Raw genomic sequence first — 20022 nt, 5'->3', positions numbered from 1 at the left:
TCACCGCCTGCTGCCGCGCAAACAAACTCCCAGAACCAGAAGGCCTGACCGCCTGATAAACACGGGGGCCGGAGCGGATTCGTCGAACCGGTCCCCTTTTTTTTGGCAGGCAAGGTTCTTGCCAAACCGCCCCCAGACCGCCCCATGAGAGCATGGGCAAAGCAGCCTGAATGGGTTTGACAGCCGAACAATTCATGATATCCCTGTATTCCCAGTTGGTTACAGGTGAAGACACTATTGTGTCTGAGGCATTCGGGTTGAGCTATGCTAATTCATGCACAAAAGCGGTATGACGTCTAAAATAAGTATAATACAGAAGGCATTTTCACCGCAGCGTGTGGCAGCGGGTTTGGTCTTTCTTCCTTTACTTGCATATGCGTTTCCACCCTTTCTTGATTCTGACCTGTCATTTGGATTGCGGCTTGTATTCTGGGCCGGGGTAATGCTCCTTGCTCTGACGGTTACCGGGCTGGTCCGAAAGCTGATGCAGAAGAATTTTGCACTTCTGAACCTTCTGGCACGGGACCTGACATATGTTGTCTTGACCGTGGCGTTGTTCACGCCTTCTTTGTGGATGCTAGCCTGGGCACTTTACATCCTTGGTGGAAGTATGGTGCCAGATACCGAACGGGTTGTCGTGTACGGCGCTTTGTTCGCGACAGGCTTGATGCTTGTTCAGCGTAACGACCTGAATGCCTCGGCAAATACTGAAGCCGATCCTGAAAAACCACGCCTTGTCAAACGCTTGCCGCCCAGGTTCAACGGGCAGATCTATCGCCTGACTGTTCGGGATCACAACGTAGATGTTGTCACCTCAGAAGGCACCTTCACGCTTCGGTCGCGTTTCACAGATGCAATCGCCGAGATGGAGCCTGTCCCGGGTCATTGTTCGCACCGTTCGCATTGGGTCACCGACGCATCCATTGCAAGTGTCGAAAGAGAAGGCAGCAAAACCTTTCTGAAACTGGTCAATGGAGATCTGGTTCCGGTCAGCCGGAAATACAAGCCGTTGCTGGAACAGGACGGCCTGATTTGAACCTATTGTGGCATTGGCATCATATGCGGATGCGGACCTGTGAGAATCGCCATCGCCTGCGATCCCATGAGTGCCGACAGCACATGATCCGAACTGCGCAGCCCCCCGGTAAAGGTGCCATATGCCGGAAGTATCAGGCGATGATCGTTCAGCAGAAAGGCGGGGCGTGAAATATGACGTCCCTTGACCCTGATCCGGACTTTTGGATGGTAATGGCCGGAAACTTCTCCTCGCGCGGGATCCTGCGCGATATGACGGAAAACAAGCGGGCCACGGTGCCATTCGAACAGATGGGTTCCACCCATCTCAATAGGACCGGGATCGTGGTTCCCCTCAATCCAGATCCACTGACGTCCGGACTGTAAGGTCGCGATCCTTAGCATTTCTGATTTTGGCAGCGCCCGGGCAGCCTCAAGATCATCGAAGCTGTCGCCCAGACATACAATGTTTTTGGCGTTCGTATGCCCCAGGTCGTCCTTCAGGCGGTCCAGCGTTTCGCGGCTGTCATAAGGCGGAAGCGAAGGCCCACCACGCCGCGCCACGCGCTCGGATTTGCCCAGATGCAGGTCCGACACGCACAGCAGGTTCTCGTCTGGCCACCAAAGCGCACCGGAAGGCAAAGCACACAGGCGCTGACCTGCAAACGGAAACTCAAGTTCGTTCATGATACGTTCTTGACCTGTTTCAGAGCCCGGCGCAAGCAGATCAAAGCTGTTCCAACCCCGCCGCTTGCAGCAGCCGTGCGCTTTCCTCCGCCAGAAGCCTTTCTTCGGCACTGCCTTTCACCGGCACTTTGCCAACCTCCAGAAACAGAGGCGCTGACAGGGGCGAGACACGCTCGAGCCGCACCAGATCAATTCTGTCGCCAATTCGGGCCAGCATTGTTTCGATCCGACCGAAATCGACAAGCCCGCGCATGGCTTCTTCGCGGGTGATCTGCATCAGTAGGTGATCGGGATCGTATTTCAGCAAGGTGTCATACAGGATGTCCGACGAAAACGTAGCCTGCCGCCCGCTTTTGCGCTGCCCTGCCATGTTGCGTTCGATCAGACCCGCAATGGTGGCCGATGCACGAAACGTGCGCTTCATAACGGCGTTGCCTGCCAGCCAGGTGTCCAGCCCATCGCGCAGCGCATCGGGTTGAAGCAATGGGCGGGGATCGGTAACCGCGTCCAGACCCCAGATCAACGTGGCATAGTCCGTGGCGACAAACCCCAGCGGGGCCAAACCGGTTTCCTCCATCCGTTTGGTCAGCAGCAGGCCCAGTGTTTGTTGCGCGTTGCGCCCAGCGAATCCGTAGACGCACAGATGTTCACGCCCGTCGCTGGGAAAGCTTTCAATGAGCAGCCGATCACGCTGGGGCAGGCGGGACATCTGGCGCTGCAAATCCAGCCATTCAGACGTGTGAGGCGGAAGCTGTGGCCAGTCAGTTTGGGCGAACATGTTCAGGATGCGGTCGCTGAGTTGCGTTGAGGTTGCGAATTTCGTGCCCGAAAAGGTCGCAATCTTTGGCTTTCGGTCAGCGCGCCGCGTGACTTCGACCACCATCTCGCGCAGCCCCTCATACCGCACCAATTGCCCGCCGATCAAGAAAGTGTCGCCGGGTGTCAGCGAGGCAGCGAACGCTTCTTCCACCTCACCCAAGGGTTTGCCGCCCCGGTTGCGTTTCAGACGAACCTTGAGCGTATCCGTGTCCTGAATAGTGCCCAGGTTCATACGAATTCGCGATGCGGCGCGCGGGTCGCGCAGCTGCCATTGCCCGTCGGCGCGGTGTTGCAGCCTTTGCCAGCGATCATAGGCTTGCAGAGCATAGCCGCCGGTGGCGCAGAAATTCAGGCAGGCGTCAAACTCGGCCCGCGTCAGTAGAGCGTAAGGCCCGGCGGATGTCATCTCGGCATACAGATCATCTGCGTTAAACGCCCCGGCGCAGGCGGCAATCAGGATATGTTGGCACAAAACATCGCGCGGGCCGCGACCGCGGGGTTCCCCATCCAATTCATGGGCTTTGGCGGCCTCTAGCGCGGCGACGCATTCGACCACTTCGAAGCGATTGGCAGGCACCAAAAGCGCCTTGGAAGGTGCGTTATAGCGGTGGTTGGCCCGTCCGATCCTTTGCACCAGCCGTTTGACATTCTTTGGCGCGCCAATCTGGATCACCAGATCGACATCCCCCCAATCGATGCCCAGATCCAGCGAACCGGTGCAGACGATGGCGCGTAAGTCGCCCCGAACCATCGCCGCCTCGACCCGCTCGCGCTGTTGTCGGTCCAGACTGCCGTGATGGATACCGATGGGCAGACCGTCATCATTGGCCAGCCAAAGATTGTGAAAGAATATCTCGGCCTGGGCGCGCGTATTGTGAAAGATCAACGTGGTCTTGTGATGCTTGATCTGCTCCAGCACAGCTGGGATGGCATAAGCCGCGCCACCACCAGACCAGGGTGGCATCTGTGACGTTTCCAGCATTCGGATATCCGGGTCCGGGCCGGGGTCGGCCTGTACAATCTGGCAGGGATTAGGATGGCGGGCCAGAAAGCGGGCAATCGCAGCAGGATCTTCCACCGTCGCCGATAATCCGACGCGGCGCAGATCGGGATTGAGGCGTTGCAGACGTGCCAGCGCCAGCATCAGCTGATCCCCGCGCTTGCTTTCAGCCAGTGCGTGGATTTCATCAACGATGATCCGCTGCACCCCTTCAAACATACGCGGCGCATCCTCGTACGAGGTCAGCAACGCCAGACTTTCCGGTGTGGTCAGCAGGATGTGGGGCGGATCGGCCCGTTGGCGTTTCTTTTGCGTGGCTGAGGTATCGCCGGTGCGATCCTCGATCCGAATAGGCAGACCGATCTCATCCACCGGGGTGCGCAGGTTACGTTTGATATCCGCTGCCAGCGCCTTGAGCGGCGAGACATAGATTGTGTGCAATCCATTGTGATCAGCATCCGCAAGTTCAGCCAGCGACGGCAGAAATCCGGCCATGGTCTTGCCGCCACCGGTGGGCGCAATCAATAGTGTCGCCGGGCTGCATGCGCGGTAGAGCATCTCTTGCTGATGCGGGTGGATGGACCAGCCTTTGGTGGAAAACCACGCGGCAATCCGTGCGGGAATCTGCGTCATGAACGCAGACTACCCGCCCCGGAGTGGTAATGGCACGGCGTTATTTGACGATTTTCTCGTCTTTGACGAACATGTTGGCCCAGGCCCGGTCGATCAGTTCCGGGCTCATCTGATAGGGGATGCCTTCGAACTCGCAGATCGAGATCATCTGGTCGATCAGGAAGATCGGTTGATAGTTGGCGTAGATATTGTTGATGGTCGGGTACTTGACCTTCAGCAAATGCACCAGCGCCGCCTCATCCAGCGGCATCCCGCGTTTGCGCGCAACCATGGCGAAGATCTTCAGGAAGTTTTCCTGATTCGGGCCGTCGATCTTGATCTTGAAGAAGATCCGGCGCAGGGCCGCCTGGTCAAAGATCTCGTTCGGGTGGAAGTTGGTCGAGAAAATGACTAGCGTATCAAACGGAACTTCGAATTTCTCACCCGATTGCAGGCCAAGGATATCCTTGTTCTCTTCCAGTGGAACAATCCAGCGGTTGACCAGCGCCTGCGGCGGTTCGGCCTGACGGCCAAGGTCGTCCACGATAAAGATGCCGCCGGTGGATTTCAGCTGCAGCGGTGCCTGATAGGTTCTTGCCGTGGGGTTGTAGACCAGGTCCAGCATACTAAGCGACAGTTCACCGCCGGTGACCACGGTCGGGCGTTCACACTGTACATAGCGTGAGTCGAACCGCTTGCGGCGGCGCAGGCTGTTCGGGTCGTCGGCCTCCTGCTCGATCGCGGTATGCACGATCGGGTCGTAGACTGTGATCACCTGCCCCGCATATTCGATGGCATAGGGTACATAGACATTGTCCCCCAACGCATCGCGAATGCCGTTCGAGATGGACGATTTACCGTTGCCCGGCGGGCCATACATCAGGATCGACCGGCCTGCACTGACCGCCGGGCCCAGATGATCCAGCAAGCTGTCGGGTAGAACCAGATGGCCCATGGCATTGGTCAACTGGTCGCGCGTGACCTGAATGTTGCGGATCGACTGGCGCTTGACCTGCTCGCGATAGACATCCAGCGGCACGGGCATCGCACCGAAATACTCGGACTGGCTGAGGGCATCCAGTGCGCGGGCCTTGCCGGCATCAGTCAGCTGATATCCCATCTCGTTGCCACTGTTGGCGTTCAGCGTCCCCGTAGCCTCAAGCAATTTTTGTTCGCGCGCGATATCGATCAGTTCCTGCGTGACAGCGCCGGGCAGACATATGGCTGCAGAAACTTCTGACACTGTGCTCGCATTCTTGCGGAATATGGTCTTCAGCAAAATATCCCGCATCATCACCAGCGGAAGCTTCATTTCGCCTAACCCCTTCGGGGCAGGGGGGGCCATAACAGAGGAAGTCTGCATATTCATGCGCGGTGCTCGTTCGTCAAATTGTAACGCCAACTGCCCGAATAAGGGCGACTTGAAGGAAAAGTGACCCAGCTTTGTGGCGGGACAAAGGCAGCGGCAAGGCGCGCTGATGATAGTTTACGAACCGAGAACAGTACCCAGAATCAGATACATGGCCAGCGAGCCACCCAGTGCGAAACCCATGGGGAACTGTTTGCCCCGATCCCAGCTTTCCCAATGTGGCGCAATGGTGCGCAACCTTGTGATTTTCGCCAAACGGTGCGTGACCACGGCAGCCAGAATACAGGCGGTCAGAATAAGAAGCACCAGCTTTAGATCGCCAAGCCAGACAAATGGCGCGGACGCGGCAAGAAACTTCGCGTCACCCGCGCCCATTGCTCCTGACGCGTTCAGAAGAATGCCGAAAATCAACACAACAGGGATATGCAGAAGGTGCCAGAAGTAGATTGGCATCGACACATTGATCAGCAACAGATGACCGCTGACCGCACCGGTGGACCAGGGCGGGATGGCAATCAGCCCGACCACGACATAAATCAGCGCCAGGGCAACAACTGCATGGTTCTTGATCCGCATCTCACGCATATCCGTGAAGGCCACGTAAAAGCAGATCGGCAGCACGAAGGGCAGGAACCATGCCGCCGCCGCAGCGGGGATTTGCATGTGTCAGGCCTCTTCAAGCGCACGAAGCGAGCGAACCGCTTCATCGAAATGTTGCGGATGAGTGGCAATAGCCTCGCGGAACAGGTTTTTCGCGGTTTCCACGTCGCCTTGTTTGACTGCGGAAATACCCATCGTATTCAGCAGTAGCGCCCGTTCAACCTGGGTCATCGGCACCACAGGAAGGCTATAGTTGCCCTGCGCTGACCGGGCCAGCACCAGATTGTTCTTGGCAGTGAACAAAGAGCTGTCCTGACGGACTGCGTCGGTAAACAGGCGTTCGGCCTCGGCATACTGGCCACGGGTTAGTTTCGAATACCCCCAATTGTTCATCACGCTGCCCGGGCGGGTGGTCAGCCCAACGGCCGTTTCATAGAAATGATCAGCCCGCTTCCACTCTTTCCGGGAATCCGCGACCACCGCCTCAAGACGGTAGCGTTTGAAGGTTTCGAACGTTGGGGGAACCGAATCCAGAACGGTTTTGGCCTGAGACCAGTCGCCATTTCGCACCAGCGCATCGGCATACTCGACCTTGTCTGCGGCGTTCGTACCCTTCATTGTCGTCACGCGCTTCCACGCTGCTGCCGCTTCGGTGGTGCGTTTTGCGCGTCCCAAGGATATTGCCAATCCGCGCTGAAGGTCGATGCGATCAGGGTTCTTGAGTGTGGCACCGTGGAAATACGTCACCGCCTCATTCGGGTCGGCGGCACTCAACAACACATCGTTCAGGTTGGTTTCGTCAATGACGTTCACTTCCTGAAACGTCCGTTCCACCTTTTCCTCTTCGGTTTCCTTTGCACAGGCCGAAAGGATCAGACCGCTGACAATAACTGCCGGAATCAAGAATTGCTGGCGCATTTTTGCGTCCTTTACTGCTCTTGCCTCGATTACTGGATTTTGCGTAGCGCGAATTGCCCGTCGCCAAGCTGCTCCAGTGTAAATTCTTGTTGTTCTTGCGGGATATTATTAACAGGATTTTCCATTTTTGCGAGTGCTAAGCGCAGATTGTCGCGGATTGCGTCACTTTCGCCATTGTCCAGCGCGTAAGCCCGTTGAAAGACCTGCGCCGCTTCGGGGTACTCCTGTTTCTCCATCAGCAGAACGCCCAGATTATTCCATGCAACAGGCCAATCCGGATCGCCTTCCACGGCGCGGCGCAGCAATTTCTCAGCCTGCCCTAAACGCCGCAACCCAAGATTGGCCGTACCCAGAGAGGTCAGGACCTGTGTCGTCATACCCTGGTCCAGCGCGGCGCGTGTAAAGGTATCAAGCGCCAGTTCGTATTCACCGGCAGCCATCAGCCGGTTTCCGACCTCGATATTGTCTTCTGCTTGTCCCCTGGGATCAACTCCCGGCGCATCCAGGCCGTTCGGCGAAAGGCCTTCTGTGCAAGAAGCCACCATGGTGCAAACCACGGTGGCCTTAAGTATTCGGCGAAACCCGGAAGGGAAGCACCAGAATTCAGCTTTCATAGGGTTTTATCATCCTGCGCGCCCGAAAGTCGAAATGACATTCGCCGAGGGGCCGACCAGAATGATCAGCAGTGGCGGAACTGTCAGCATCATTGTGACAAGAGTCATCTTGGTAGGCAACTTGTTCGCAGCCTCTTCGGCGCGCATCACGCGTTTGTCACGCATCTCTGAGGCGTAAACCCGCAATGCCTCGGCAATGGACGTACCGAAAGTCGCCGACTGGATCATCACGGTGACGAATGAGTTCACGTCCTGTACACCGCAGCGCACTCCGAAATCGCGCAAAACAGTGTCTTTGTCCTTACCGGCTTTCATCTCGTGTGCGACGGTTTCGAATTCCTGAGCAATATCTGGGTAGGAGGATTTCATTTCACCGGACACGCGCACGATGGCCTGGTCCAGCGATTGTCCGGCCTCAACACAGACCAGCATCAGGTCAAGCGTATCTGGAAAGCCTGCGGTAATCGCCTCTTTGCGTGCTTCGACCCGGCGCGTGATCCAGTATTTCGGCGCGAAATAACCGATTGCGGCTGGCACGAATACCCGAATTATCATCTGCTGGCCGGTGAATTCCTGACCGTTTGACAGGACCGTAATCAGCAGAACACCGACAACGATACCAATGATACCCAGCGAAAACTGCGCAAAGTGAAAGAACCGGACCGCATCTTTTGACCGGTATCCCGCCTGACGCAGCTTCAGCTCAACCGCCGAATACTCTTCTTCGTTTTTCGGCTCCAGGAAAGTCGCGAATTTCTCAAGCTGCTCATTGCGGCTGGAGTTACGCAGTTGCTCTTTCTTGCTTTTTTTCGTCGCCCGGGGCGCCGCATTCGACCGCTGAAGCTTTTTCAGAGGATCTTCCGGCTGGCTCATGATCAGTGAGACAGCGACAAGAACCATGATCAGGCCAAGTACACCCACTACGATCAGGGGGCCGAACTCACCCAGGTGTTGGGTCAGCAGGTCATTGATGTTGGTCAGAAATTCCATTGTGCTGCCCTCAGACCTTGATGTTGGTGATGATCTTCATGACGATCAGGTTCAGTGTCAGCAAAATGCCGACAACGAAGCACGCAGGGATGAACCAGGGGTGATCCAACACTTCGTCATAATACCCCGGATCCTTGACCAGGATGAAAATCAGACACGCAATTGGGAAGCCAGACAGGAACTTACCTGACCATTGGGCTTCGGCCGTGATCGCCTTGACGCGCCGGAACAGGCGGAACCGCGCGCGGATCACCTGTGCCAATCCAGCCAGAATTTCAGCCAGGTTACCACCGGACTGCTGCTGAATACCCACAGCAACCGCGAGGAACCGAAGATCCTGCATGTCCAGACGTTCGGCCATATCTTTGAGCGCCTCGCCCACATCGCGTCCATAGGCGCATTCATCCGCGATAATACCAAACTCGGTTCCCAGCGGATCCTGAACTTCGTTGGAAACAACCTGAATTGTCGAAACGAAAGGATTACCCACACGAAGCGAACGCACCATCAGCTCAACCGCGTCAGGCAGTTGCTCTTCGATCATGCCCATACGTTTCTTGGCCTTGTGGTTTACCCACGCGTAAACACCGCCAATACCGATGGCGATTGAAATCGCGATGCGCAGCGCCGTATCCGTCGCGGTACCGATGCTCAGACCGACAAACGCCATGGCCGAGACCAGAGCCATGATCATGATCAGCTGACGGGGTGAAAACGCAATGGCGGCTTTTTGAGCCTTGTCAGCAAGCAGCGAATACAGAGGAATGCTCTGTGATTTCATGTGCTGCTGCATTTCCTTGCGCAGCTGCTCCAGCACCTGTTCGCGCCCGGCACCCTTTTCCAGCATGTCCAGACGCCGGTTGACCCGGCTGTTCAGACTGATGGATTTGCCGAACGCAACCAGATAGATGCCCTCGACCAGGGCAAGAACCCCCACAAAGATGGCGACATAGATGATCGCCTCCATAGGCAATTGCATACCCGGTTCTCCTACATTGTGGTTGGGTCGTAGATGGATGCGGGCAGATCAAACCCCCACAGACGGAAGCGTTCCGAATAGTGGCTGCGCACACCAGTTGCGGTAAAGTGACCGATGATCTTGTTGTCAGGTGTCAGGCCAACACGTTGAAAACGAAAGATTTCCTGCATTGAAATCACGTCACCTTCCATACCGGTAATTTCGGTGATCGAGGTCATCCGGCGCGAACCGTCCTGCAATCGGCTGGCCTGAACGATCAGGTTCACAGCGCTTGCGATCTGGCTGCGGACGGCCTTAATGGGCATTTCGATGCCGGCCATCGCGATCATGTTTTCCAGACGTGAAATCCCATCCCGGGCCGAGTTCGCGTGGATCGTGGTCATCGAACCGTCGTGGCCAGTGTTCATGGCCTGCAACATATCGATCACCTCGGCGCCGCGTGTCTCGCCGACGATGATGCGGTCAGGTCGCATACGCAAGGCGTTCTTCAGACAGTCGCGCGGACTGACCTCACCTTTGCCTTCCACGTTGGGCGGTCGGCTTTCCATCCGGCCCACATGCGTCTGTTGCAGCTGAAGTTCCGCTGTATCCTCGATGGTCAGGATGCGTTCGGCATCGTCGATAAAGCTGGACAGAGCGTTGAGCGTAGTCGTTTTACCGGAACCGGTACCGCCCGACACGATAACGTTCAGTCGGGTCGACACGGCAGCTTGCAAATAGGCAGCCATTTCCTCGGTGAACGCACCAAAATTGACCAGATCATCGATACCCAGCTTGTCTTTTTTGAATTTACGAATCGAAACCAGAGACCCATCAACCGCGATAGGGGGCACCATGGCGTTGAATCGCGATCCATCGGCCAGTCGGGCGTCAACATAGGGGTTGGATTCATCGACTCGACGGCCTACCGCGGACACGATCTTATCGATGATCCGCATCAGGTGCTTTTCATCCTTGAACGTGATGTCGCTGATTTCCAGCTTACCGGCACGTTCCACGAAAATCTGATGCGGTCCGTTGACCAGAATATCGTTGACACTATCGTCCTGCAGCAGCGTCTCAAGCGGGCCAAGGCCTGTTACTTCGTCATAAAGTTCTTTGTTCAGCTGTGATCGGTCGTCGCGATTCAGAACGATGTTTCTGGTTTCCAGAACTTCGCTGGCGATTGCGCTGATTTCGGCCCGTAGCTCCGCTTCGGCTGCGGTTTCCAAAGCTGCCAGGTTCAGGTTCTCCAGCAACTCGCGGTGCAGTTCGATCTTGATCTCACTCAGCCGCTCTTTGCGTTTTCGATCACGATCGGCCCCGGCAACCTCGGCCGTTTTTTTCTGAGGTTTGCGTACGATGGCCGTTGCAGCGGGGCTGGGGGCAGCTTGTGCGGCAGGTGCCGCCGTTTCGACCGGCTGCGCTGCCGCTTTGACGGGCTGCGCTGCTGGCTGTTTTTTATATCTTGAAAACACGGCGATCCCCCCTTGGGATGATGTTACGCAGCTTCAGCGCTGCTGCTGCCAAGGCTGTGAAGTGATTTGGCGAGCTTCGCGATTTCCCGGCGAAGCGGGTTCTTGGCGGCTGAATTGGCCAGCGGCAAACCATGGTCGCCACTTTGCATGACAGGTTTGCCCCCATCAGGCAGCAGCAGGTCAATTGAGATGCCAAGGCTTTCCCCCATACGTTTCACGCGGCTTTTTCCATTCAAATCGGTGAATTTTGGGGCCCGGTTCAGCGCAAAGCGCAGCTTGTTGAAGGGCAGTTCTTCGGCCTGCAACGCGCGCTTGAGGCGCAGGGCGTTCTGAGCCGAGCGCATATCAAGCTCAATCATTGCAAAATATACATGCGCCGCCTGCAAGACCGTTTCCGACCACAAGACCAGCGTTTTGGGCATATCCACAACCACATAGTCGAAATGCGTGCGCGCCACGTCAATCACGCGCTGGATGTCTTCGGGGGTAATCAGGTCCAATGGCACCATGTCGGATGGTGCAGTCAGGACCTGCAGTTTTTCTTCATAAGTTTGAAGAGCTTGTGAGAAAACCTCGCTGTCCATCGAATCCGTATCCGACAGCATTTCGAACACCGTCTCGCGGCGTGCCAGGTCCAGATAGGTTGAAACCGTGCCGTATTGCAGATCCAAATCGATCAGACAGACAGACGGGGCATCCTTGTCCGAGGCACAGGCCAGTTCCCAGGCCAGGTTTACCGCCAAAGTCGTGGATCCCACGCCACCAGCAAGTCCCTGAACGACGAACAACGCGCCTTCCTTTGATTCGCCATTTGCCAATGGAACAGCTGCGGCTTGCGCCATGGCAACCGGATCGGGCTGCTTCATGCGTTCTACCGCTTCCTGCAATTCACCTTCGGGAAGCGGGTAGGGGACAAACTCGTCCGCACCCTTGCGCAGCAATTGGTGGAGCGAAGCAGGTGTGACGTCCTCGGCGATCAAGACGACCTTGATCTTCTTTTCCTTGGCCCGCGTGATGATTTCACCCATCAATGACAGGTTGTCTTCATCTTCCCCGTCGATTGCCAATGCAACGAATTCAAGCGCTTCGGCTTCTGGCTGGCTGAAAAAGGCCAGCGCTTCGGCAAAGCCCAGGTCGCCCCAGCGCTCGCCCAGAATGGTTTCCATATCTTCAATCAGAAGGTCGAAATTCTGGACATCCCGGCTTATGGTGCAGGCCAGGATTGCAGAATTTTCGTCTTGCGGCGTTGCGCTGGTCATAAACACTATCCTCGTCGTGAGGGCTCAGCATGTCATATGAACGAATTCCGCCAGATTGATGTGCTGTCGCCCCAATACGGTCAAATTTGGCCGCAGGTCACCCTATTGTTCACAAAGTTGCTTTGAAGTTGGGCAAGAATTGGGCGCAAAAGAACCAATTGTAGGGAAATGGGCGACGATGTCGCCCATTTCGCATTTATTATTCACCACCATCAGAGGCATCTGTCGCGGTAACCTGTTCAATCGTGCTCTTCCAGGTCGCACTTTCAACGTATTCGCGATAAATGACGTTGGCGTATTTGCCATCCAGCAGTTGCGGGTGACGGTCAACAAAGCCAGAAACTTCCGTTACCGTCCGGCGGTTGCGGCGATCCCGATTCGGTGTTGCGATCAACGGCTGCGTTTTTCCAAAGGATACAACGGCTTCAAGACGTGAACGCGAGATTCCTTGCCGTTCAAGGAATGCGACTACCGCTTGTGCGCGGCGCATCCCAAGGCTCTTGTTGTAACTGGTTGATCCTACGGCATCCGTATGTCCGTAAACCCGGAACCTGGCTTCGGGGAACTGTTTGATCCAGTCGGCCTGCTGCAACAGTATGCTTTGCGCTGATGCGTCCAGTTGCGAACTGTTGAAGGCAAAGTTCACTTGACTGGGCACATCCGCGGCAAATCTGCGACCGAGAATCTGAGCATAGGTCAACTCGCCGTTTTGAACCTGGATATTGTTCAACGTCGCGTTTCCAAAGGTTCCGGCATCGATCTCGTATCCGGCCTCGCGCGTACATGCGGCAACGGCGACCGTAAGACCCAGTGTGATGATCCACTTCTGCATTGGTCCTATCCTCCTGATCAATCTAGGACGTAGCCGTACGAGCTGCCGAAGTCCTGTTTGGCAACTTCGGATGCTCCGCCGGCTCCGGGACGCTGTGTACGAGCAACCCGACCATTCACGAACAGGTCAAATTCGCTGGGCGGTTTGACACGATCGGTGGGAAGGGCTAGCGCCTCGCCGCGTGTCGGCGTTACCAGATGCGCCGTGATGATGATCACAAGTTCGCTTTGTGCGCGTTGATAGTTCGCGCTGCGAAACAATGCGCCCAGCACCGGTACATCTCCCAGCCATGGAACCTGATTACTGAGGTCAGTAAAATCATCCTGAATCAGACCCGCAATGGCAAAGCTTTCCCCATCGCGCAGTTCGATCGTGGTCGTCGCACGACGAGTAATGAAGCTGGGGACAGAGTCGCCGTTGATCGTGAAGTCCGAGCTTTGATCGATACTGGAAACGGCAGTTCCCATTTCAAGGTTGATCAGGTCACCATCCACAACACGCGGGATGAAATCCATCTCAACACCGAAGGATTTATATTCGATTGCTACGACGCCGTCATCCTGTGGTACCGGAATCGGAACTTCACCGCCTGCCAGGAACGTCGCTTCTTGCCCAGACAGAGCAGATAGATTCGGTTCGGCCAGGCTGCGGGCCAACCCCTTGCTTTCAAGCGCTTCCAGCAACAGGCGGACCTGCGTCGAACCCGCGCCAAACCCAAACAAGATCGCACCTGTGTTTGTTTGGACGTTTGGGATGTTGTTTGCGATAGCGTTGTTCAGCGAAAGCTGGTTGTTGAGCGTGTTGAAACCACCAGTAATGTCACTGCCACCGAAGCCAAGCGACGCTGTCAGGTTTTTGGCAACGGTACGATTCATCTCGGCAAAGCGTACTTTCAACATCACTTGCTGCACGCCACCTACAGACATCAGGTTCGATACACGTTCGGGCGCGTAGCGTTCAGCCAATTCAAGTGCGCGGGCCAGTTTGGCGGCGCTTGAAACCGTGCCGGACAGTACGATGCCATCATTGGCGGTGCGCACTTCAATCTGCTCGCTTGGCAGGATCTGACGCAGACGCTCTTTAAATTCGGTTACATCGGGCGAGACCCGGACACGTACGTTGGCAAGCAGATTTCCTGCGCCATCAAACAGTGTCAGCGTGGTCAGGCCAGGGGCCTTACCCAAAACATAGATTGTGCGATCCGAAAGCGAAGAGATATCCGCAATGCCTGCGTTGGCAATGCTGAGCTCTGCAAACGGTTGTTCGCTTTCCACAACAATCGCGCGGTTCATCGGAACTTCCAGCGTTTCCACTGTGCCCTTTTTTACCACGCGAAGGGATTCAGCCCAGGCGGCATCGCCGACCGGGCCCATAACAAGCGACAACCCCAGCAGGGTTGCGCTGATCCAGGAACGTATTGTCATGTGACCTGCCTCTCCGATCACGCCTCGTTTTTTGGGTCTTATGCCCTATGTGCAGAGAGACTGCGCGAAATCCGAATTTATTGCAATAATCAATGGTTTCTGGAATTTTCCTTATGTGGAGAATTGGCAACAACAACAAGAAAAGAGCCGCATCTGAGATGCGGCTCCGATCTTGTAACACTCTGAATTGGCGTCAATTTGTACAGGGGATAGGCACGTTGACAATCTCTCCGCCGCGTCTGATGCGCGTCGTGCAGACCTGTTCAACCTCTTCCTTCGGTTCCGGAGCGGCTGCCGTTATTCCAAGCAGTTTGCGCTGATCCACCTCGATTGCCGACGCAACAGAGTCATCCTGTACCCCAACAAGGGCCAGTGACAGCCGCCCGGTGTTCTGGGCCTGCGCGAGTGCTGCGACCTGTTCCGGCGTGGCTGCGACCGTAACTGTGCGTGCAATCGTTGCGCTTGCGACGTCCGAACCAGCGGTCTGGTCGACCGCGATGAGTTGAACATTGGTTTCGATCAGTTTGGTGATGCCGCCGGTGTTGCCCTCTACTGTGCCGCTTGATCCGGTCCAGTAGATGTCGACATTGTCGCCGGGGCGCAGGAAGCCTGAAACACCAGAGGCCACGTCAACGCTAATCGCAAAGGCGCGCATACCTCTTTCAAGACGAGAGGTCAAACCGGCCGATTCGCCAGGCTGTGTGATCTTGACCTCCATGATCGCCTCATCCTTTTCCATGGTCCTCAGAACATAACGCTCATTGGCGCCTCTTTCGGGAAAGAGCACAGCGAGATCAGAGAATGTACCTGCGGGAATCGCGTTTTCCGGCCAGTCTACGGCGCGAATGTCCTCCTGCGTCAGGCGTTCACCGTATTTCAGCGCACGATTTGAAACGTAAACGGTTACCGTTGGAATGACATCGACTTTGGCATTGGCCAGCGCTTCTTCTGCCGCTTGTTTCTGCCGTGCCAGTTCGCTTTGATAAGCCGCAATATAGTTGCGCGCCATGTAAACGGCGCCCCCAGCCAGAGCAACGCCGACAATCAGGACAAGTCCGAATACCGCTCGCATACATGCACCTCTTTCTTATTTAGTCGGATACTAAGCGGCCAAAGGGCCACTTTGAAACAGCCCAAGTGTTAAATGTAAATTGTGTCGAAATGTGGGACAAAAATGTCTGCTTGTTAGATTCTGCGTCAGCTTTCGCACAATTCCGCAAAACGACTGCTGTCATTTCCTTTCGGCAGGCCAGACGAAGAACAACGAAACAAACGCCGCGCCCCAAAAAGGCCGCCGCGTTTATTTGCCCTACACGTTCACCAACAAGCTCAGGAAAGTGGGTGAATGTGAAAACTCGCTGTGGTTCAGTTGGTTCCCGCTGTGACGAGACCGCCAGGCCCGGTGTTCGAGCCGGTGCTGACAACAGAGGAACTCATGGCTTGGTTGATGTTACCGCCGATACCATCAACACTTGAGCTGATGACGAGGTAGGTCGCGCCTGACAGACCGATCAATACTGCGGTCAAAACCACCCAGTCAACGGTCACCGCTCCTGCTTCGTCCGATTTGAACCGATTAAGGAACTTTAGCATCTACATATCTCCAATACGACAATTCAGTGTTTCCCGTAACGTCGCCCAACAGTGGTTCGTTCGGATGGCGGAAATCAGGCCAAAAGTTGATTTTGGTGAAGATATCTAAGATTCAGCACTTTTTCTCGTGTTCCTTATTGCGGTGAGACCTGAAAAGGGCGTGACTAATTCGGTGGCACTCGTGATGTGTCGGGCGGCGTCATGTCTATTAGCCTGTATTTTTGCCTCAGAAGTACCGGTACTTCTGAAACAAAAAAGACCGCGCCTGAAGGCGCGGTCTCGAAATCTTGCTAAACCAGAGGCTTAGTTGGTGCCTGCAGCTGTGATACCACCTGTTGCGGTGTTGCTGCCGGTGCTGATCGACGATGCTTGCAGAGCGGTGTTCACGTCTGTTGCCAGGCCGGTCGCGCCAGCCGAAATCTGCTGGTATGCAACGGCTGCCAGGCCGATGACTGCAGCGGTCAGAACAACCCAGTCAACTGTTACTGCGCCGTCTTCGTCTTTGCGGAAGTTCTTGATGAACTTGATCATGTTACGTCCCTCCTAAAGGATCAAAAAGAGTTTAACAAACCTCGGCGTTCTTCAGAGCTTTCTCTCTCAGTCCGCTCATGTCCGTCTCGGTATGGATTAATGTTTGCCTGTTGTGCGTGGCAGGAATTGGGCCAAACACAGATTTTTTTTCGTGCGGCTTAACTTTTTAGTCACTAAATGCGTAAACCCATGCAAATAAAAGGAAAAAAAATTCTTCGATTGGTGCGAAGTGCTCCGCAGCGGTGCAAATATACGCCAAATGAGGCGAAATTGCCCCAATTCGCTTTGTTTTTCTGGCCTTGGGCGAAGATTCGCGGTTCAAATCGCGTAAAAAGAATACATGAGGCAGGCACATGACTCTCCGGAACGCACTTCAATGCGCCGGTGTACTGGCGTTTCTACTATCTGGTGTCGCACCCGGGTCAGCGACCGAGATTGAGCCGCGCGGAGTTTACAAGCGGATCAAGGCCCCCAAGCCGGGTGAGCGTCCTCGCGTGACCATTCAGATCACACCCGAGGAACACGCGGCCAAGCCCTCAGCCCCCAGCACAGGGGTGGAGCTGGTGGTTCCAGAAATCATAGCAAGAACCAAAGTGGTTCAGCCCACAGTGCCGGGAATCGGTGCCGCGCCTGACCCGAAAGGGTCGTACAAGGCATTCTGGGACCGCATTTCACCGCATATCGATGAAGGTGGGGCCGGGCGGCTTGATGCTGCGATAAACGCGCTGGCCGCGACGAATGTAAGATCGCCCCGGCTGCAATCGCTGCAAAACATAGCAAAAGAACGCGGGATCGAGATTTTGCGGTCAACCGTGGGAACCAATGTGTCGCCAGCGCTGGTGCTGGCCGTCATTTCGGTTGAATCGGCCGGTCGCGCAGATGCCGTCAGTTCGGCCGGCGCACAGGGGCTTATGCAGTTGATGCCCGCCACAGCTGCCCGCTTCGGTGTTAAGGACAGTCTGCAACCCTCGCAGAACATCGCCGGGGGCGTGAAATACCTCAACTGGCTGATGGAAGAGTTCGGGAATGATCCGATTCTGGTTCTGGCCGGTTACAACGCGGGTGAGGGGGCTGTACGTAAACACAGCGGCGTGCCGCCTTATGCCGAAACCCGAGACTATGTCCCCAAGGTTCTGGCCGCTTTCCAGATCGCGCGGGCTTTGTGCGCGACACCGCCGGATCTGATTTCAGATGGGTGCGTGTTCCAGACCTCAAATTGAAAAAGGCCCGCCTCGATCCGGCGGGCCTTTTCTTTTGTTCAGCCGACGATTGTCGCTTCGGTCGCAGCGCGCATTTCGTCTTCACTGACACCATCTGCCAGTTCGACGATTCTCAATCCGCCCTCGACCACGTCCAGAACGCCCAGATTGGTGATGATGCGATCCACGACGCCCTTGCCGGTCAGTGGCAGAGTGCATTCCTTCAGGACCTTGCTTTCACCGTGCTTGTTGGTGTGGTCCATAACCACGATCACGCGCCCAACGCCTGCAACCAGGTCCATGGCGCCGCCCATGCCTTTCACCAGCTTGCCGGGGATCATCCAGTTTGCCAGGTCACCTTTCTCATCCACTTCCATGGCACCCAGAATCGCAGCAGCGATCTTGCCGCCCCGGATCATCGCAAAGGACGTGGCGCTGTCGAAATAGGCAGTGCGGGACAGTTCGGTGATCGTCTGTTTACCGGCGTTGATCAGGTCCGGGTCTTCTTCACCTTCATACGGGAAAGGGCCCATGCCCAGCATACCGTTTTCCGATTGCAGTGTGATGTCCTTGTCGCCGACATAGTTCGCCACTAGCGTCGGAATACCGATGCCGAGGTTCACATACATGCCGTCTTCCAGTTCCTCTGCCGCGCGTGCGGCCATCTGATTGCGGTCCCAGGGCATTATGCGTCCTCCTTCTTGCGGGTGGTGCGCTGTTCGATGCGCTTTTCATGATCGCCCTGAATGATGCGATGCACATAGATACCGGGCAGGTGGATCTTGTCCGGGTCCAGTGAGCCGCGCGGAACAATCTCTTCCACTTCGGCCACGCAGATCTTGCCGCAGGTTGCAGCGGGCACATTAAAGTTGCGGGCGGTCTTGCGGAACACCAGATTGCCGGTGTCGTCAGCTTTCCAGGCCTTGACGATAGCCAGGTCGGCAAAAATGCCTTCCTCAAGGATATAGGTCTCGCCGTTGAAATCCTTGTGCTCCTTGCCTTCCGCAATCACGGTGCCGACGCCCGTCTTGGTGTAGAAACCGGGAATACCGGCACCACCGGCACGCATCCGTTCGGCCAGTGTTCCTTGCGGGTTGAATTCCAGTTCCAACTCGCCGCTCAGATACTGACGCATGAATTCGGCGTTTTCGCCGACATACGAGCTGATCATCTTTTTGACCTGCTTGGTCTGCAACAGGATGCCGATACCGAAGTCGTCCACACCGGCGTTATTCGACGCAAAACTCAGGTCCTTGACGCCCGAATCCCGGATGGCAGCAAGCAACAGTTCGGGAATGCCGCACAGGCCAAACCCGCCCGCGGCAATCAGCATGCCATCCGTCAGCACCCCATCGAGTGCCTCGGCGGCATTGGCATAGACTTTCTTCATGGAAAACTCCCCCAATGACATGGTGATGGGCAGGTTTTGCCGCCACGTCATGGGGAAGTCAATGAAACCAGAAGGTTCAGGTATTTCTACTGTAGTTCAGCTGACAATAGTGTCAGTCGGCGATCAGGATCCCGCAGGCGATGCGCCCACCTGCACCGCCAATGGGCTGGCTCATGTGATCGTCGCCAGCTTCGTGGATGATGAAAGTTGACCCGTCCGCATCCAGCAATACATCTCCATTACCCTCAAGCGAAACAAGGTTTGTAAAGGCCTCCATCTCGCCCACACCATCCTGTCCCACATATAGATTGGGCAGATCGCCGGGCTCGGGGCCTTCAGGGTTCAGCAGACCATGTGCGCCTTCAACTTTGCCAACATGGCCTTGGGCCGTCTTGAACCCTTCGCCGGCCTCGCAGACACCATGGCTGTGCAGGTGCAACCCATGTTTTCCCGGCGGCAGGTCTGTGACGCGCACGTGCAGCAGAACACCATTGGGCCCTTGCGTCGCCTTCGCCTGACCAATGACGTCGCCTTGCGCGTTGATGATTTCGGCTGTGGCGGACTTGACGTGATGCGCGGCCTGGCCCTGCGTGGCAGCCGCAACGCTTATCGCCGCAACAAGAATGGCGGTTCTGAACATGTCTCAACTCCTTTACTGAACAACGCAATCCTGTATCGCGTCAGTCCATAAACACGCTGGCCGGTTCCTTTATTCAGAAACCGGCCCGCGCGTTT

20 protein-coding genes are annotated in these 20022 nt (G+C 55.9%); 2 read left to right on the top strand and 18 right to left on the bottom strand.

The features are described 5' to 3' along the window. Positions 1–442: 442 nt before the first annotated feature. On the top strand, positions 443–1036 hold the full coding sequence (locus AC2FPW_RS01995; RefSeq protein WP_496812398.1) for a LytTR family DNA-binding domain-containing protein: 594 nt from the start codon (positions 443–445) through the stop codon (positions 1034–1036). A gap of 2 nt (positions 1037–1038) precedes the next feature. Here the strand turns inward: AC2FPW_RS01995 and pdeM are convergent, their stop codons facing one another. From pdeM to AC2FPW_RS01920, 15 genes are all read right to left on the bottom strand, one after another. Continuing rightward, the gene (gene pdeM / locus AC2FPW_RS01990; RefSeq protein ID WP_496812397.1) at positions 1039–1701 is read right to left on the bottom strand and encodes a ligase-associated DNA damage response endonuclease PdeM; all 663 of its coding nucleotides are present in this window, start codon (positions 1699–1701) and stop codon (positions 1039–1041) included. A gap of 40 nt (positions 1702–1741) precedes the next feature. After that, positions 1742–4153: a ligase-associated DNA damage response DEXH box helicase gene (locus tag AC2FPW_RS01985; RefSeq protein WP_496812396.1), complete on the bottom strand. Its 2412-nt coding sequence runs from the start codon at positions 4151–4153 to the stop codon at positions 1742–1744. A 40-nt stretch (positions 4154–4193) separates the two neighbouring features. Continuing rightward, the gene (locus AC2FPW_RS01980; protein WP_209505546.1) at positions 4194–5501 is read right to left on the bottom strand and encodes a DUF8689 domain-containing protein; all 1308 of its coding nucleotides are present in this window, start codon (positions 5499–5501) and stop codon (positions 4194–4196) included. A 117-nt stretch (positions 5502–5618) separates the two neighbouring features. Further along, positions 5619–6164 (bottom strand): prepilin peptidase, encoded by a 546-nt coding sequence (locus tag AC2FPW_RS01975; protein ID WP_480833061.1) that lies wholly within the window; start codon positions 6162–6164, stop codon positions 5619–5621. Between the two features lie 3 nt (positions 6165–6167). Further along, positions 6168–7019, bottom strand: coding sequence for a tetratricopeptide repeat protein (locus AC2FPW_RS01970; protein WP_267363020.1), 852 nt, complete (start codon positions 7017–7019; stop codon positions 6168–6170). 29 nt (positions 7020–7048) lie between these two features. Then, on the bottom strand, positions 7049–7633 hold the full coding sequence (locus AC2FPW_RS01965; RefSeq protein WP_480586136.1) for a tetratricopeptide repeat protein: 585 nt from the start codon (positions 7631–7633) through the stop codon (positions 7049–7051). A 9-nt stretch (positions 7634–7642) separates the two neighbouring features. Then, positions 7643–8623, bottom strand: a complete 981-nt coding sequence (locus AC2FPW_RS01960; protein ID WP_480586138.1) for a type II secretion system F family protein — start codon at positions 8621–8623, stop codon at positions 7643–7645. Between the two features lie 10 nt (positions 8624–8633). Beyond that, positions 8634–9602: a type II secretion system F family protein gene (locus tag AC2FPW_RS01955; protein ID WP_267363023.1), complete on the bottom strand. Its 969-nt coding sequence runs from the start codon at positions 9600–9602 to the stop codon at positions 8634–8636. Positions 9603–9613: 11 nt separating this feature from the next. Next, positions 9614–11059 (bottom strand): TadA family conjugal transfer-associated ATPase, encoded by a 1446-nt coding sequence (locus tag AC2FPW_RS01950; protein WP_496812395.1) that lies wholly within the window; start codon positions 11057–11059, stop codon positions 9614–9616. Between the two features lie 23 nt (positions 11060–11082). After that, the gene (locus AC2FPW_RS01945) at positions 11083–12318 is read right to left on the bottom strand and encodes a CpaE/TadZ family protein (RefSeq protein WP_480488504.1); all 1236 of its coding nucleotides are present in this window, start codon (positions 12316–12318) and stop codon (positions 11083–11085) included. Positions 12319–12517: 199 nt separating this feature from the next. Continuing rightward, a complete protein-coding gene (locus AC2FPW_RS01940; RefSeq protein WP_496812394.1) occupies positions 12518–13150 on the bottom strand; it encodes an OmpA family protein in 633 nt (210 codons plus the stop codon). 17 nt (positions 13151–13167) lie between these two features. Then, positions 13168–14574 carry a type II and III secretion system protein family protein gene (locus AC2FPW_RS01935; protein ID WP_496812393.1) on the bottom strand — a complete coding sequence of 469 codons (1407 nt, stop codon included), beginning with the start codon at positions 14572–14574 and terminating at the stop codon, positions 13168–13170. Positions 14575–14767: 193 nt separating this feature from the next. After that, positions 14768–15646 carry a Flp pilus assembly protein CpaB gene (gene cpaB / locus AC2FPW_RS01930; protein ID WP_496812392.1) on the bottom strand — a complete coding sequence of 293 codons (879 nt, stop codon included), beginning with the start codon at positions 15644–15646 and terminating at the stop codon, positions 14768–14770. 293 nt (positions 15647–15939) lie between these two features. After that, positions 15940–16167 carry a hypothetical protein gene (locus AC2FPW_RS01925; RefSeq protein ID WP_171724433.1) on the bottom strand — a complete coding sequence of 76 codons (228 nt, stop codon included), beginning with the start codon at positions 16165–16167 and terminating at the stop codon, positions 15940–15942. 303 nt (positions 16168–16470) lie between these two features. Beyond that, positions 16471–16698, bottom strand: coding sequence for a Flp family type IVb pilin (locus AC2FPW_RS01920; RefSeq protein WP_171724432.1), 228 nt, complete (start codon positions 16696–16698; stop codon positions 16471–16473). A 353-nt stretch (positions 16699–17051) separates the two neighbouring features. Here AC2FPW_RS01920 and AC2FPW_RS01915 point away from each other — a divergent pair, with 353 nt between their 5' ends. Then, positions 17052–17918: a lytic transglycosylase domain-containing protein gene (locus AC2FPW_RS01915; protein ID WP_496812391.1), complete on the top strand. Its 867-nt coding sequence runs from the start codon at positions 17052–17054 to the stop codon at positions 17916–17918. A 38-nt stretch (positions 17919–17956) separates the two neighbouring features. Here AC2FPW_RS01915 and AC2FPW_RS01910 read toward each other — a convergent pair whose 3' ends face one another. From AC2FPW_RS01910 to AC2FPW_RS01900, 3 genes are all read right to left on the bottom strand, one after another. Continuing rightward, entirely contained in the window at positions 17957–18583 is a 627-nt protein-coding gene (locus AC2FPW_RS01910) for a CoA transferase subunit B (protein WP_267363038.1), read from the bottom strand. Further along, positions 18583–19287, bottom strand: coding sequence for a CoA transferase subunit A (locus AC2FPW_RS01905; RefSeq protein ID WP_209505579.1), 705 nt, complete (start codon positions 19285–19287; stop codon positions 18583–18585). The genes AC2FPW_RS01910 and AC2FPW_RS01905 overlap by 1 nt, the downstream gene beginning before the upstream one ends. A gap of 112 nt (positions 19288–19399) precedes the next feature. After that, positions 19400–19927: a superoxide dismutase family protein gene (locus AC2FPW_RS01900; protein ID WP_209598181.1), complete on the bottom strand. Its 528-nt coding sequence runs from the start codon at positions 19925–19927 to the stop codon at positions 19400–19402. Positions 19928–20022 lie beyond the last annotated feature (95 nt).

Source organism: Ruegeria sp. SATB027, assembly GCF_059613825.1.
The sequence above is the reverse complement of the archived record's forward strand: the minus strand, read 5'-3'. Positions and strand labels throughout refer to the sequence as shown.